This window comes from Sulfurimonas sp. HSL-1716 (assembly GCF_039645975.1).
GTDB classification, from domain to species: domain Bacteria; phylum Campylobacterota; class Campylobacteria; order Campylobacterales; family Sulfurimonadaceae; genus Hydrocurvibacter; species Hydrocurvibacter sulfurireducens.
In genome coordinates this window covers 154,570-170,588 of record NZ_CP147918.1, presented here as the reverse complement: position 1 = coordinate 170,588, position 16,019 = coordinate 154,570, and the positions used below count along the sequence as shown (strand labels likewise).

At 41.0% G+C, this 16,019-nt stretch carries 12 protein-coding genes; 5 read left to right on the top strand and 7 right to left on the bottom strand.

The window, feature by feature from the left end:
* Positions 1 to 5: 5 nt before the first annotated feature.
* The 5 genes from WCY03_RS00875 to WCY03_RS00855 all read right to left on the bottom strand — a co-directional run bounded on the left by WCY03_RS00875 (position 6) and on the right by WCY03_RS00855 (position 8,989).
* A complete protein-coding gene (locus tag WCY03_RS00875) occupies positions 6 to 1,070 on the bottom strand; it encodes a radical SAM protein (protein WP_345993119.1) in 1,065 nt (354 codons plus the stop codon).
* Positions 1,063 to 2,025 (bottom strand): radical SAM protein, encoded by a 963-nt coding sequence (locus tag WCY03_RS00870; protein ID WP_345993118.1) that lies wholly within the window; start codon positions 2,023 to 2,025, stop codon positions 1,063 to 1,065. The genes WCY03_RS00875 and WCY03_RS00870 overlap by 8 nt, the downstream gene beginning before the upstream one ends.
* Entirely contained in the window at positions 2,018 to 5,560 is a 3,543-nt protein-coding gene (locus WCY03_RS00865; RefSeq protein ID WP_345993117.1) for a 6-hydroxymethylpterin diphosphokinase MptE-like protein, read from the bottom strand. Before WCY03_RS00865 ends, WCY03_RS00870 begins: the two co-directional genes overlap by 8 nt.
* Positions 5,561 to 5,719: 159 nt before the next feature.
* Complete coding sequence (locus tag WCY03_RS00860) at positions 5,720 to 7,228, bottom strand: flagellin B (RefSeq protein WP_345993116.1); 1,509 nt, start codon at positions 7,226 to 7,228, stop codon at positions 5,720 to 5,722.
* A 264-nt stretch (positions 7,229 to 7,492) separates the two neighbouring features.
* Positions 7,493 to 8,989: a flagellin B gene (locus WCY03_RS00855; protein WP_345993115.1), complete on the bottom strand. Its 1,497-nt coding sequence runs from the start codon at positions 8,987 to 8,989 to the stop codon at positions 7,493 to 7,495.
* 181 nt (positions 8,990 to 9,170) lie between these two features.
* Here WCY03_RS00855 and topA point away from each other — a divergent pair, with 181 nt between their 5' ends.
* The 5 genes from topA to WCY03_RS00830 are packed head-to-tail and all read left to right on the top strand — an operon-like array spanning position 9,171 to position 14,346.
* Complete coding sequence (topA, locus tag WCY03_RS00850; protein WP_345993114.1) at positions 9,171 to 11,393, top strand: type I DNA topoisomerase; 2,223 nt, start codon at positions 9,171 to 9,173, stop codon at positions 11,391 to 11,393.
* Position 11,394: 1 nt separating this feature from the next.
* Positions 11,395 to 11,913: a metallophosphoesterase family protein gene (locus WCY03_RS00845; RefSeq protein WP_345993113.1), complete on the top strand. Its 519-nt coding sequence runs from the start codon at positions 11,395 to 11,397 to the stop codon at positions 11,911 to 11,913.
* Positions 11,910 to 12,758 (top strand): biotin synthase, encoded by an 849-nt coding sequence (locus WCY03_RS00840; protein WP_345993112.1) that lies wholly within the window; start codon positions 11,910 to 11,912, stop codon positions 12,756 to 12,758. The genes WCY03_RS00845 and WCY03_RS00840 overlap by 4 nt, the downstream gene beginning before the upstream one ends.
* A gap of 19 nt (positions 12,759 to 12,777) precedes the next feature.
* Positions 12,778 to 13,935, top strand: a complete 1,158-nt coding sequence (locus tag WCY03_RS00835) for a cation:proton antiporter (RefSeq protein ID WP_345993111.1) — start codon at positions 12,778 to 12,780, stop codon at positions 13,933 to 13,935.
* A gap of 42 nt (positions 13,936 to 13,977) precedes the next feature.
* Entirely contained in the window at positions 13,978 to 14,346 is a 369-nt protein-coding gene (locus tag WCY03_RS00830) for an AMMECR1 domain-containing protein (RefSeq protein ID WP_345993110.1), read from the top strand.
* Here the strand turns inward: WCY03_RS00830 and WCY03_RS00825 are convergent.
* Both WCY03_RS00825 and msrA read right to left on the bottom strand, forming a co-directional pair.
* Complete coding sequence (locus WCY03_RS00825) at positions 14,343 to 15,296, bottom strand: NAD(P)-binding domain-containing protein (protein ID WP_345993109.1); 954 nt, start codon at positions 15,294 to 15,296, stop codon at positions 14,343 to 14,345. The genes WCY03_RS00830 and WCY03_RS00825 overlap by 4 nt on opposite strands.
* A 76-nt stretch (positions 15,297 to 15,372) precedes the next feature.
* Positions 15,373 to 15,894: a peptide-methionine (S)-S-oxide reductase MsrA gene (gene msrA, locus WCY03_RS00820; protein WP_345994092.1), complete on the bottom strand. Its 522-nt coding sequence runs from the start codon at positions 15,892 to 15,894 to the stop codon at positions 15,373 to 15,375.
* Positions 15,895 to 16,019: the final 125 nt, after the last annotated feature.

The window sequence follows — 16,019 nt, the reverse complement described above, 5'->3', positions numbered from 1 at the left end:
GACCCTCATATAAAATTTATATGTTTTAAAGTAGGATTTTTCAATTCCCATAAACTTCTGTTTATGGCATCTAAACGACAATTGGGCATACATTCGCCTTTACAATCCAAGCGATTTTTTGCAAAGTCTAAAATCTTCTTTCTTTTATCGCCATGCATAATTTCTTCAACGCTTTGCTCATGAATATTCCCATAGCAATAATCACTGTTATTTAAATATGGACCACAGCTGTAAACATTACCGTCACTTAGTACAACACTAAAGATCGGCAATGCCAGACAATGATCATAACTTCTGTCATGATATTTTCTGAACGCTTCTTTTCTTGCGATTACTTTATACTCTTTTGTCGAATATTGTTCAGCTTCGTCTAAAATGCTTTCTACTTCTTGTAGCGAGAAGTTTTTCGAAAATTGATATCCCTCTTGATCATTGTGTTGTACAAAAGGTTTGATCGCCAAATAGTCTACCCCTATTTCTCGACCGATTTTCGCAAGGTCCACGATTGTATGCAAATTTTCCGGTATGACAACTATCTGCAATCCTATATCGGTTTGAATATTTTTCTCTTTTTTTAACTTTACAGCATATTTTAAATTTTCAACGACCTTCTCAAAATCATCACTTTTATGTATTTCATTATAGTTTTCTTTTGTCCCCGCATTAAAAGAAACCCTGACAAATGTCAGCTTATCAAGTATTTTATCAGCTCTTTTTGGAGTAAAAAGCACACCGTTCGTATATATAGCACTGTCAATTTTATTATCATAACAGGTAATAATAAAATCATCGATGTCAGGGTGGATTAGCGGTTCGCCCTCACCTGCGAAAAGCATAGCTTTACATCCGAGTTTGCCAAACGCCTTAATCGACGCTATCGTCTTTTGTGTGTCCAGTCTTCTCGATTGATATCCTATATAATCATAAGCGCAAAAAGTACATCTATGGTTGCAGCTTCCCACCGGAGAATATTCAACATATACTGGGTCTACCGCCTGATCTGTTAAAAGCTTATATGACGTTTCATACTGATAGAACAGCTTATGTCCGTCAAAATCAAAATTAGCCATTTAAAAACTCTCTATCTTTTTCATAATCATAATATCCCATTCCAAAATCTTTTTTTGTCAATCTTTCTTTTTGACTTTCTGTCAGCTCTTGTATATTTTTAATCTCTACAGACGTGTGTCCAAATATTTGGTGACGATTTGTTTTAACCTTGATATCGCAAGGGTTACAGTGCCCAAACACAAAACATGGACGATATACATCTTCTATTTTAAAATCTGGATCTAAAATATGTCCTATTGGCGTTCTGCTCTCGTATAAATCCGAATGGCACCTATACACATGGCCGCTTGGTCCGATAATCAATTCACTCGTCTTACAGTCACAATATTTTTCAATTTTTTGAGATACGGCTTCTGGAAATTTGTATGTACCGTGCCACTCTACACCATCAAAACCAAGATATTCTTTAATCCTGAAATCTATACCAAGATCAATACACCGTTTTTTAACATCTTCGATATGCATTTTATTTTGAGGAACGACAACAGAATAAAGTCCAACGTAAAATCCTGCATCTGCCATCTTTTTAGTTTTTTCTATTAGATTGTCAATATCGTTTTGACCTGGATGATAACTTACACGGATAGCCGCATACTTTGCCTCACGCGTAAATTTTTTAGGATCGACTTTTTTTATAAACTCATCTACATCAAATACCATATTTGTCAATAAATCAAGTTTGATACCGTCATCTATGGCATTGATCATCTCATAAAATTCTTTATGAACTGTCGGTTCACCGCCTTGGATCGTAACAGGCAGATCATTATTTAAAATATGCAGTCTGTTAATCGCTCTAGCCCAGTCAAGTCCGCTCATCGGTTTTCTGGACACACTTTTACGATCACTTCCATCTTCATTTAAATTTATACAATATGAGCAATTTAAATTACAATTCAGTGAAATAAATGCACCGATATAATTATATTCTTTTGGGACAATTACTCTATCCATTTTGAAACAGCCTTCTTATTTTTATCATGTAATCTTTAAATCTTTTATCTTTTAAAACTAAATCTATAATATCGAAAAAAGAAAAATCAAATTGTGTCTTATTATGTTTAAATGTGTACTCTATGTGATTCATTTTTAAATAATATTCCATAATACAAATCCAAAAATTGTTGTTATATTTTTTTACGAAATCTTTACCTATGCTCAAACCCTGAACTAGTATCTTATATTGTAAGCTTTCATAATCAGCGGCATTATAATCTAATAACGTTGTATTTTTCGTGCCGGTATTATTATAAAGTGAAACATAAATATTCCTATTATATTTTATTAGATTTTTTGTCAGCTTATAATATTCTGCCCATATACCGACTTCTATATTGGCCAAGTAATTGATAGAAAATATCTCCACTTCCTGTGCGATATCATAAATATCATTAGGTATCAAAAACTCTATTTTACTATTACTATTGGCAAAAATATTTTCTAAGAATTTTCTCTGTTTATCATTAAAATAAAATGCTTTTAAAGTTGCTTGCGGGAATCTACTCGTAAGTTCTTTTAGATAGTTTGTAAATTCTATATCATGAAGGTTTTCTTCCAGCGCTAAAAAGCCTATCGCATCTTTTTCATAAAGGTTTTCAAGTCGTTCTTTATCGATGGTTGTTTCTAGTGAATTTTGAAAAGCGAATATATTATAATTTTCGTCGTCTCTTGATGGTATAGCTAACGAAGCCATTATGTCCATGTCTTCATCAATATATACAAATTGTAATTGATTTGATCTCAAAGCATATTTTTCACAAGGTTTATATTCTATACAAAGCTGTTTAAGATCAAAGATGTTATTTACAGCTTTACCGCCTTTATGTATCTCATCTATTTTTTCATCGTCTATATACACATCTATGTGCATATTTTGTAAATATCTTAAACTAATTGCTAAGTTTATAGTGTTTATATGCTCCTTCAGAGTTGCATCTTCATTATTGTCTTGATCTATCTTCAACTGAGGCACGTTTACTTCTTGAGTGCTGTTTAAAATATGTCGAACAGCATAAAATCGCTTATCTTCCAATTTTTCAAGATCATAGATAAACATATCTATCTCCTGATAAAGCTCATAAATACTTTTAGGAGCGATAAAGCGTATGAAATCGCGTTCTCCGAAGAATAGATGCTCAGAAGATTCTCTCTCTCTTTGTGTCCAGCAGATAAACTTGAACACGACCTTTGGAAATTTCTTTGAGATCTCTTTGATGCACTCTATGAATTCTTTGTTTTCATAAATGCCTTCTACCGGCAGCAGACCGACGGTAAACACATCGTCTTCATCTTTTTTCACTCTGACGAACCGTTTCTTATCCAGAGTCGCTTCGAGCGAATTGACGAACATGAACTTGTCAAAAAGCCCGTCACTTCTGCTTGGCAGATGCACCTCGACATTGAAAGTTTTAGCTTCATCACTGTAGCAAAACTTCAGTTTGTCTACTTTATGCGCAAACTTATCTTCAAGTATATAGTTGATGCACAGACGCTTCATGTCTGCAAGATTTTTCATGAATTCGTCAGAATGATCTATATGTAGCAAATCTATCTCTTCATCTTCTATATAAACGCGTATGAGCGTTATGGTATTGAAGTCTATTTTCATCTCTATGCCCATATTGATAGCATCTATGGTAGCCTGCATCATCCCTGCGAGTGAGAAGAGCCAATATCTGTGCGCGAGCACCCAGTCTATCATCTTTTGACGCTTATCGTTGTCCGTTAAAACGTTTCTTACCTGTATTTTTGCCAGTTCGATCTCCTGATGCAGGATCATCGCCTGAGTGGAATCGGTGAAGATATTTGCAAATTTCTGATCATCAAAATACTCTTTTATACGGTCGATCTCGCTCATCACGTTGGATAAAGCCTGATAATCAAGCTTTGCATACCGTTCATCTTCTTTAACGCTTTCGATGCTTTCACACTCTCTTGCCACATGCAAGAACGTGGTCTCGACCTCTTTTTCAATTTTTATAGCGTAAGCGAGCATCTCGTTTATTTTTACGCCAATCTTCTCTACATTTGCTTCTATCGTTTTCTCATCGGGTTTTGTCAGCTTTATCTGCTCTTTTTTGTGGGTAAAGTCAACATATTTTTCGATCGCTTCGGCAAAAGGCATCTCCACGGCACCCTCTATCCTTGCTCCGCCTTCTGTCGCGTTAACAGTTTTTATCCCCTTGGCATTGGCATAACCGATATCAGATTCAAAAAAATTCTTGAACAATCTCCATATGACCGTACTTTCTACGGTGCCCTCGCCTCCGTATGCAGGGATCATATAACGCTGCTTGTTCTTATCTCTCTCTTGTATTCCGTAAAGATGTCCTTCACTGTGAGTCGAACCGTCTGCGCCGTAGGCCAGATCCTGCCCTATCAGGATACAGTTTTCAAAATTCGCATGAAACATCATCTCATATGCCATGTTCGCTGCACTCATCCCTATCCCCAGATATCCGTACTCGGGCATCTCGAAATAACTGGTATAGCCAAAGGGTCTCATACTTATCTGCAGCGTTCCTGCTTTTATATCCTTAAAAAGATCCGGATGAGCGATGGAGGTTATGACGAACACTATATTCTCTTGAAACTCTTTTGACGTCTCCTGATAAAACTTGGCTGTCTCGATAACACGTTCGATGGATATGACGACATCAGGTTTTATACCCTCTCTTTCCAAAAGAGGAAGACTGGCGTCGACACATAAAAGCGTCACATGCTCTTTTATCTTTTTTAGAAGCGGAAGCTGTTTTTTAAGCGAAGGCCCCGTCGAAACTATGACCGCCGTGTTACTGTTCTTTACCTTTTTTATCAACTCCAGCGTAGTCGGGGTGTGCACCATTCTCTGGGCATTTGCGATCTGATGCTGCAAACCGATAAGCGCATCGGTAGAATCGTTTCCAATCCCGCGCACGGCGTGTTCGATCGCCTGCAGGAACATCCTGTTTATCGCTATGATAAGCTCCCCGTACTCACTCTCGTAAAAAGGAAGCAGTATATGAAATTGGTATGTTTTTGAAAACAGCCTCGATTCAGGATGCATGAATATCTCGGAAGCCAAAGAAAAGGTTATATCCTCTGCCAGCAGTATGACAAGCCTGCCCGAAGCCAGCTCTTTTGAAAAATCATTGAAATGAAGTGCCATAAAAAGTATCTCTATTTCAGGCTCGACAATGACGATCCTTCTATGTGTTTCATCCTGTAAAAGAGCCTTGTAAAAGACGCCGTTGCCCATCCCGAAAAAGTAGAGATACGGATAACGCTGATACTCTTTCATAAAAGAGTTCAGATACTCTTCCGTCTGGCGGATAGGCACGCCTTCATACAGTGTTTTTCCGTTTTTATTGCTGGCTATGTTTATGTTCAGAGGGTCTTTTTTATCAACGAAGACTTCAAACTTTTCATTGGTTTTAAGCCCAAAAAGCGTAGTTGCTACTTTTATGTTCACCTGTAAAAGAGCTTGAAGATTTTGTTCATAAATAGACATCCATTTCCTTTGTTGGTATATCGGTAATCCAGTATTTTTTTGAAGAGGAAGCAGAGCCTAAAATACTCTGCAAAAAAAGAAGAAAAAGTTAAAACTACTAAAGCAGCTTGAGAACGTTTTCTAAAAATGTGCTCGTAGCTTACGCTACGTTATTTTAAACTACTGAAGCAGTTTAAGCACATTTTGTTGTACGGCATTAGCCTGACTCATAGCAAATGATCCGGATTGTGCCAAGATATTGTGTTTAGAGAAGTTTGCGCTCTCTGCCGCGAAGTCGACGTCACGGATCTGAGATTCCGCCGATTTTACGTTGACCTGCGTCACAGAGATATTGTTTACGGTAGAGACAAGCTGATTTTGAACGGAACCGAGATCCGAACGTACGGCGTCAAGTGCTCTAAGCGCGGAATCGGCTATCTTCATAACGGCCATCGCACCTTTAAGCGTCGTTACACCGGCACCTTTATCAGAAGTGATGTTCAACGCATTTGCATTTGCATTGAAGCCCATTGCACTTGCCATATCAGCAGTAGTAGCACCTTTGATATCGCGCAGACTCGATGTCGCTTCCGCAGAGTTCAATATCGAAAATTCTAACCCTGTGGTCGCACTGTTACCGGCACCCGAAGCACTCACGATAATATCAGCAGCACCCGTACGGGTAAGCGTCAAACGACCTGCATTGAAATCTTGATCCGAAGTTCCGATTCCCGTCAATGCGGTTAAGTTCGTTCCCGATACCTGGATCGCACGTCCATCGCTCGATGTAAGTTCCAATCTTCCCAGTGCATCTGTTGAAGCTCTGACTCCCGTAGTCGAAGAGAAGTTGTTGATAGATGCAACAAGTACGCCGTTGCTGTCGTTTGGATCACTGACATTGATATTACCGATATTAACGCCGTTGATGGTTAATCCTGAGATCGTACCCGTTTGTATCGGTGTGCTCCCTGTATCTATGACCGTATAACTCGCCATGACACCCCCGAGGATATCTGCATTTTTATTAATAACCTCAGCCAATACTCCAAGACCAGTACCCACGCTTGTAGAGATGATGACGCTCTCTAAAGTCACGTCGTTTGTTCCGTCGACATTTTTAAATGTCAAAGTCGACGTACTGCTTGCAGTGATCGTTGCAGTCGTTTCAAAACGTGCATTACCGATTTTATCCGAGCTTGTAGCACCGATACTCGCTTTTACGGATTGATTCGAAAAAGCACCGATTTGGAACTCTTTGTTCGTGAACTGACCTGAAAGAAGGTTCTGTCCGTTAAACGAAGTAGTACCTGCGATGTTATCAAGCTCTTCCATAAGACGAGTGATATCAGCTTGAAGCGCTTTACGAGAATCGGCACTTTGACCGTCTTGTGCAGCTTGAGTAGCTTTTGTCTTGATAGTATCAAGAATCTTGATCTGTTCATCCATCGCTTTATCGGCGATCTGAATAATAGAGATACCGTCATTTGCATTCGCTATTGCCTGACCAAGAGCTGAAGCTTGTGAACGTAAAGAATCTGCAATTGACATACCAGAAGCATCGTCAGCGGCAGTATTGATACGAAGACCTGAACTTAGTTTACTAAGTGAACTATCTATAGCACGGTTGTTCAGCATTGCATTTGTATGAGCATTCATAGCCGCAATGTTTGTATTTATTCTAAAACCCATCTTTTATCCTTTTAAGGTATGTAGTTTCACATCCTTGTAAAATCTAGTTAAGAAGACAAAAGCAAAAGGTGTTCCAACTTTTATAACAGATTAAGATTCGATTGGTTAAGTATAAATAGATTAAAAGATTTGCACGAAAGAAAAAAAGCCGCAGATCGAAAGACCTGCGGCTGAAGTTTTAGAGGAAACACTTTAGATTATTATAATCGTCTAAAATCGTTTTCTAAAGAAACGTCCTCGCTATCTTACGATAGCTTATTCAGACTACTGAAGTAGTCTTAGGACGTTTTGTTGAACAGCGTTAGCCTGACTCATAGCATATGAACCAGATTGTGCCAAGATGTTCAGTTTAGAGAAGTTTGCACTCTCTGAAGCGAAGTCAACGTCACGGATTTGAGACTCCGCAGCTTTAACATTAACTTGAGTAACAGAAATATTGTTAACAGTTGAAACAAGTTGGTTTTGAACAGAACCTAAGTCTGAACGTATTTTATCTAGACCTTTTAATGCAGCATCTGCTATTTTCATAACAGCCATCGCACCTTTAAGAGTCGTTACACCCGCACCTTTGTCAGTACTGATATTAAGCGCATTTGCATTCGCATTGAATCCCATCGCACTTGCCATGTCAGCAGTAGTAGCACCTTTGATATCGCGTAGGTTCGTAGTAGTTTCAGCAGAACCAGTAATAGCCGTATTTAAAGCAGTTACACCTGTTCCCGTCGCACTTACAAGAATATCAGCAGCACCGGTACGTGTAAGAGTTAAACGACCTGCATTAAATTGTTGATTAGAAGCCAGACCTGCAACAGTTGTCAAGTTTGTACCAGAAACTTGGATAGCACGACCATCAGCAGATGTAAGGTTTAAGTTACCACGGCTGTCGATTGATGCTGTAACACCGGTAGTTGACGAGAAGTTGTTAATAGCCGCTACAAGAACACCGCTGCTGTCATTTGCATCATTAACAGTAATGTTACCGATGTTTGTACCGTTAATAGTAAGACCAGAGATCGTACCAGTAGCTACTGCTGAAGAACCTGTTTCAACAACTTGGAAGCTTGCTTGGATACCACCAAGAAGATCTGAGTTTTTATTGATAGTCTCAGCCAATACTCCAAGACCTGTACCGGCACTTGTAGATATGATCACGCTCTCTAAAGTCACGTCATTTGTACCGTCAGCTTTTGTAAATACCATCGTTGCCGTACCGCTTGCAGTGATCGTTGCTGTCGTTTCAAAACGCGCATTCCCTATTTTGTCAGAGCTTGTCGCACCGATACTTGCTTTTACCGATTGGTTAGAGTATGCACCGATCTGGAACTCTTTGTTCGTGAACTGACCTGAAAGAAGGTTTTGACCATTAAACGAAGTAGTACCTGCGATATTATCAAGCTCTTCCATAAGACGAGTGATATCAGCTTGAAGCGCTTTACGAGAATCGGCACTTTGACCGTCTTGTGCAGCTTGAGTAGCTTTTGTTTTGATACTATCAAGAATTTTAAGCTGTTCATCCATCGCTTTATCGGCGATCTGAATAATAGAGATACCGTCATTTGCATTTGAGATCGCTTGACCTAAAGAAGAAGCTTGTGAACGGAGACTATCTGCGATTGACATACCAGAAGCATCGTCAGCAGCAGTATTAATACGAAGACCTGAACTTAGTTTACTAAGTGAACTATCCATTGCACGGTTGTTCATTAACGCATTTGTATGCGCATTCATAGCCGCAATGTTTGTATTTATTCTAAAACCCATAATAAATCCTTTTCGGGCGAGAGCTTTGAGCTCTTCAAAATTTTCTCAGCGTCCTTGCTGATACAAACTATATCGACACCTAAAAAAAAAGCTTTAAATTATTTTTTCAAATTATTTTATTTTTTTTTGATACACTTTCAAAATCGAAAAGTAGCATACTACTATTATATAGGAAAATATTTTGGACTTAATTATCGTCGAATCACCGGCCAAAGCGCGAACAATAAAAAATTTTTTGGGAAAAGGATATGAGGTCATAGCCTCAAAAGGACATATCAGAGATCTTCCAAAATCCCGTTTTGGAATAACCGTAGATGAAAACAATGAACTTACTCCCGCGTACAGCGTGGCAAAAGAGAACAGCGGTGTCGTTAAAGAGATACAGGATCTGGCAAAGAAAGCAGATACCATCTATATCGCGACCGATGAGGACCGCGAAGGAGAAGCGATAGGCTGGCATATCGCATACGCTATCAAAAAAGACCCTAGCACGCTTCCGAGAATCGTATTTCACGAGATCACAAAAAGTGCCATCATGCATGCACTAGAGACTGCCCGCAGTATCGATATGAACCGCGTCAATGCACAACAGACGCGCCGTCTGCTTGACAGAATAGTCGGTTACAAGCTCTCGCCTCTGCTGAGCTCAAAGATACAAAAAGGGCTCTCGGCAGGACGCGTCCAATCATCGACGCTCAAGATCATAGTCGACCGTGAACGCGAGATAGAAGCGTTCGTACCGCAGGAATACTGGAGCATAGATACTATCTTTAAACCTGATATCGAAGCGAACTTGATCTCTTTTCGCGGCGATAAGATAGATAAACTCTCCATAAAGAATGCAGAGGAAGCCAAAAAAATAGTCTTAGAAGTACAAAATGATTCTTTTTTGGTATCTTCGATCGAAACCAAACAGCGTAAGAGCTCGACACCGCCGCCGTTCATGACATCGACTCTGCAGCAGACCGCTTCAAGCAAACTCGGATATTCTCCTAAAAAGACGATGATGATCGCACAATCTCTTTATGAAGGAGTCAAAACGCCCGAAGGAACCTCCGGCGTTATCACGTATATGCGTACGGACTCATTGAACATGGCAAAAGAAGCCGTCGATGCCGTAAGAGAGGAGATAACCAAAAGATACGGAGATAAATATGTTCCCGCATCACCGAAAATCTATGCGAAAAAGTCCAAAGGCGCACAAGAAGCGCATGAGGCGATCCGCCCTACTATGCTTCATTTTACACCCGAAACTGCAGCAAAATATCTTAAAGCAGACGAGATAAAGCTCTATAAACTCATCTATGAAAGATTTATGGCATGTCAGATGAACGATGCGCTGTTCGAACAACAAAGCATCACCTTTAGCGGTAAAAATTCCCAATACAAAGCTACGGGAAGAAAACTTCTTTTCGACGGTTTTTATAAAGTTCTCGGTAGTGACGACAAGGACAAACTGCTTCCTACTTTAAAAGAGAATGAGCCTATCGACATAAAATCTATCAAGCCGACACAGCACTTTACGGAGCCGCCGGCACGTTACTCGGAAGCTTCGATCATCAAAAAGCTCGAAGCCGAAGGTATAGGACGTCCTTCGACGTACGCACCGACCATTTCGACATTGACGGTGAGAACCTATATAAACGTAGAGAAAAAGCAGTTAGTCCCTACAAAGATGGCTTTCACCGTGACCGAACTTTTGGAAAAACATTTTAAAGAGATCGTCGATGCTTCTTTTACCGCCAATATGGAAGAGGTACTCGACGAGATCGCCGAAGGGGGCAAGGACTGGCAGAAGACTCTGCAGGATTTCTACTTCCCTTTCATGGAAGAGATCGAAGAGGGCAAAAAGAACATCGCAAGTACAAAACTGGCGCAGCCTACGGGAAAAAACTGTCCCAAATGCGGCAGCGAGCTTCTGCTTCGTTCGGGGCGTTACGGAAACTTTATCGCCTGCAGCGGATTTCCTAAATGTAAATACACCGAACAGATAGAGGGCGAAGAGAAAAAAGAGCAGGAGACGGCAGAGACAAGTGACGAAAAATGCGAAAAATGCGGCAGCGATATGATCGTCAAAAACGGACGTAACGGAAAATTCCTGGCATGCAGCGCATACCCGAAATGCAAAAACACCAAAGCACTTGAATCTACTATGAAAGAATCACAGATCCCGTGCCCGGACTGCGGGGGCAAACTGCTGTTCCGTCAATCCAAAAGAGGAGCGTTCTGGGGATGTGAAAACTATCCGAAATGTAAATTCATCTCAAAGTTCGAACCTACAGCGCATAGATGTAAGGAAGAGGGCTGCAACGGAGTACTTGCAGCAAGAGTATATAGAAACAAAGAGGTCTATGAGTGTATAAAATGTAAAAACCGTACTCCAAGAGAGAATAAAGAAGAATAAAATGAAGATAGGCATACTCTCAGACACGCATAAAAAATCCAAGCTGTCACAAAAGGTGATAAACCACCTGATAAAAAACGGTGCGGAATTTTTGATACATGCCGGAGATATCGGTGAGCCGGAAATTCTCGAACAGTTAAAAAAGAGCGGGCTGAAATATATCGCCGTATACGGGAACAACGATGCTCCGCTCGTCGCCCATCATAACAGATACAACCTTGTGCAAGAACCCTATTATTTCAAACTCTCAGGCGTGAAGTTCAAGCTTATGCATCTGCCATTTTACATGAGCCCGGATGCAGACATAGTCATCTTCGGACATACTCATATCTTTGAATGCGATTTTAAAAACAACACGCTTTTTTTAAATCCCGGAGAAGCATGTGCAAGAAATAAACCTCTTGCAGAATGGGCTATGCTTGATATCACGGAAAAAGGCTACAACGTAACTTACTATAATAAAAACACGAAAAACGGCGATCTTAACGAATCGCACTTCTTTTTTGAGAGGACGCTATGAGCAAAAAGATTTTTTTATGCGCGATAAGCAATATAAACAGCGGTACATGCAATGAAGACTGCAAATTTTGCTCTCAAAGCGTAAAATACAAAGCGGACATACAGCGCTACATCCAAAAACCCATAGACAACATAGTAGCCGAAGCAAAAGAAGCGCATGCAAGCGGCGCTTTGGGTTTTTGTCTGGTAACTGCGCATAAAGGGCTTGATGAGAAGACTTTAAAGTTCGTATGTCAAGCCGCGCGCGAAGTAAGCCGTGAAATTCCCGCTTTAAGACTCATCGCCTGCAACGGAACAGCGTCTCTTGAACAGCTTTTAGAACTCAAAGAAGCGGGCATAAAAGCATACAACCACAATCTGGAGACTTCACGCGAATTTTATCCTCAGATATGTACGACCCACCCATGGGATGAAAGATACGAAACCTGTAAAAACGTGCACAAAGCGGGGTTAGTACTTATCAGCGGCGGAATCTTCGGACTCGGCGAAACACAAGATGACAGGATAAGTATGCTAAACTCACTCAAAGAGTTGAACCCGACTTCCGTACCTATAAACTTTTACCATCACAATCCGGCACTTCCGTTAAAGCCCAATACTTTGACGGCCGACGAAGCCTTGGAGCTGATACGGCTCACACGTGAAGTCTTATGCGATGCCAACAGGATCATGGTTGCCGGAGGAAGAGAGATGATGTTCGGCGACAGACAGGCCGAGATATTTGAAGCGGGTGCCAACTCGATCGTCATCGGCAACTACCTGACGACACCCGGAAGGGAAAAGAACAGGGATTTACAGATGCTGAAATCTTTAAATCTCGATATTGCGACCTCGCCTGAGGTCTAATGCACAAAGGAAAAGAGTTTTGATAGATGATGTAAATCTCATATTGACTATCTCTATGATAGTGATATTTTCTCCCTTTTTTGCAAAAATATTAAAACTTCCCACAACCCCGCTTGAGATAGTGTTCGGCTCGCTGATGGGCTATGTCGGATTTTTACATCATCAAAATATTTTCGATATCATCGCGGAGTTTGGATTTTTATATCTGATGTTTATCGCCGGTACCGAGATCGACTTAAAAAAAGTGTTGAAAACACCTCCTAAACTTGTAAAAACGATCCTGCTTTACCTTCTTCTGCTCTATAGCTTTTCCATAGCGTTTTCTCTCTATTTTTCGCTTGGCAAGATATTTATGGTTCTTTTACCTCTTATCTCCGTCGGGCTTGTCGCAGCACTTTCAAAAGAGTACGGCAAAACGGAATGGCTTACACTTTCGATGACGGCCGGAGGGATCGGAGAGGTCGTCAGTATCGCTCTGCTCACCCTTGTCTCCGCCGCATTGGAGTACGGAAACGGAATGGGATTATTTAAAGCTCTTTTGGCACTTGTCCTGTTTTTGCTTTTTATGCTTTTTCTGTTTCGCTCTTTGCAGCTTTTGTTTTGGTGGTTTCCCGAAGTCTCCGTTGCGCTTATGCCGCACAACGACAACAAGGAACAAGACATAAGACTCTCCATGGGGATATTTTTCATCCTTGTGGCAGTCATGCTCTATCTTGATCTCGAACTGGCGTTCGGTGCATTTTTAGCGGGGATATTCATCCCTACTTTCTTCGAGCATAAAGATGAGCTGCCTGAAAAACTGGCAAGTTTCGGATTCGGATTTTTGATACCTATATTTTTTATCCATATCGGAAGTACTTTCAATCTTAACGCCCTTTTGATAAACGGTCTTATCACAAAAGCGTTGATCATAACCTTTGTCATGATAATCATGCGTCTGCTCAGTTCTCTCGTGTTTATCAAAGAGTACGGATTCAAAGCATCTATACTTATGGGGCTCAGCCATTCTATGCCGCTTACCCTGCTTATTGCGATGGCAACACTCGCATACAATGCCAACAGTATAGACCAGTTTCACTACTACGCTTTCATCCTTGCATCGCTCTTTCAGGTCATCCTTGTCATGCTCATAATCAAGATCCTAAACATCTATCTAAAAGAGAAAATAACCGCATAATCTGCTATAATTAAAAAAACGGCACAAAAAGGAGTCGCTGCAATGGCAAGATCACCGCTTTTACAACTTGTACGCGACTCCATCGAAGAGGTCATCGAAGCAAAAAGAAAAATAGACAGAGAATCTCTTTTAAAGGAGTACCCTGTTTTAGAGCAGAAGATAGCTTCGGAAGTCTCCATAAAAGTCGATAACGAAGTCCGAGGTCACGCTTCATCTGCAGAGGCCTTGAAGCCCCTTGTGGACGATATCATCTATAATGCGAAAGTGGCGGCTTTTCAAGATACAAAAAACTCTCCGATCTCTACTGCCGAGTATCTTCACTGCTCCATAGAACTCTCGCTTCTTATCCCCAACGAAGAGGGAGGTTTTGACATCGAGACCTCCACGGACGGTCCTATCGTAAAAGATTAAGAGTGATGTTCGTTGATATGACAGGCTATTTTATAGCCATGATTGAGTCCCAGAGCAATCGAACCACCTGACTCTTGCGTGATATCCCCCGCGACAAAAAGTCCCTCTATCGCTGTCTCATAATTATCGTCATGAACCGGTTTGCCGTCTTGCTCCTCTATGCCAGAACTCGCCAAGAATGCACTTGGAGTCGTTCCGCCTATGGCGTAGATCACTCTGTCGTAAATCTCTGGCTCTATCTCATCGTAAACGACCCTTACTCTTCCCTCTTCATCTTCGAGCGCCGAAATGTTCACGCCTAAGATAGGACGCACCTCGCTATGGGCTATAGCATTGGCGATATCTCTTTGGTTTATCGGGTTTGCACGTCTGAAAGTTTCTCGTCTATAGCAGATCGAAACATCGTTCTTGGGACTCAGGTCCACGGCGTACTCGATAGCACTGTCACCACCGCCTACGACCAGAATTTTCTCTCCCTCGCTGCAATCATCAAGCGTATAGCCCACTCTTTTTTTGATATTTGTAGGAATCTTGTACTCGGGCTTGTTCGGTTTTCCCATTCTGCCGATCGTAACGACGACATATTTCGCTTTGATACTTCCTCCGGCGATAAAGACATCGAATATCTCACCGCTCTTTTCTATCTTGCTCACTTCGGTATGCGTCACAAGCTCTACGCCGTGAGCTTTTATCACCTCATCGAAAAAATCCAGCGTGGTCTCTTTGGTGCCGTCGAGAAAATAGATGTTGCCATCCAGCTCCACTTTCTGTCCTTTCCAGTCCTTATCGACACGCTTGTTGTCTTTGTAGTATTTTCGGATCGTAGCATTATGGTTCTCATCTTTTTCCAGCATCAAAATATTTCTTATACCCAAAAGATAACTTTCGACCGCTGCGGCTATACCGGCAGGTCCGGCTCCGACTATAACCATATCATACACTTTCTCCATGCTCTCTCCTAAATAAGTTTTTATTATTTTACCACATTATAGAAAAATTAAATAACAGCCCTTTTTCTCTCCTGTTTTACGCCAGTTTTTCGGGAAATCTGGTCATAAACTTTTGAAGCTTCGGAGCGATGACGACTCTGCAGTAACCCTGATTCGGATTCGAGGCAAAATAGCTTTGATGATATCTTTCTGCAGGATAAAATTCGCTTAGTGGAGCAACCTCCGTCACTATCTTGTCGTCAAAATCCGAAGATACCTTGGCAATGGAATCTTGTATCTTTTTTTTCTCTTCGTCGCTGCCGTAAAAAACGACGGAGCGGTACTGCGTGCCGACATCGGCTCCTTGGGCGTTCAATGTAGTGGGGTCATGTATCTCCCAAAAGATATCCAAAAGTTCCTCCATCGTTATGATTGCATCGTCATAACTTATCTCGACTACTTCGGCATGCCCCGTAGCTCCGCTGCACACCTGCTCGTATGACGGGTCTTTTCTTCTTCCTCCCGCGTAACCGCTTAGAGCTTTTTTTACACCTTTGACATTGCTGTATACGGCTTCGATACACCAAAAACAACCTCCGCCCAGCACAAGTTTTTTCATAGACATCCCAGATCCTTGCTAAATTTATGTGATTTTACATCATTATCGTATGAACAGTTTTAAGCCGGCAGATTAGAGTTTAAAATTTAGTTATAATTAGCAAAAATCAAACAAGCGAGTGCTAT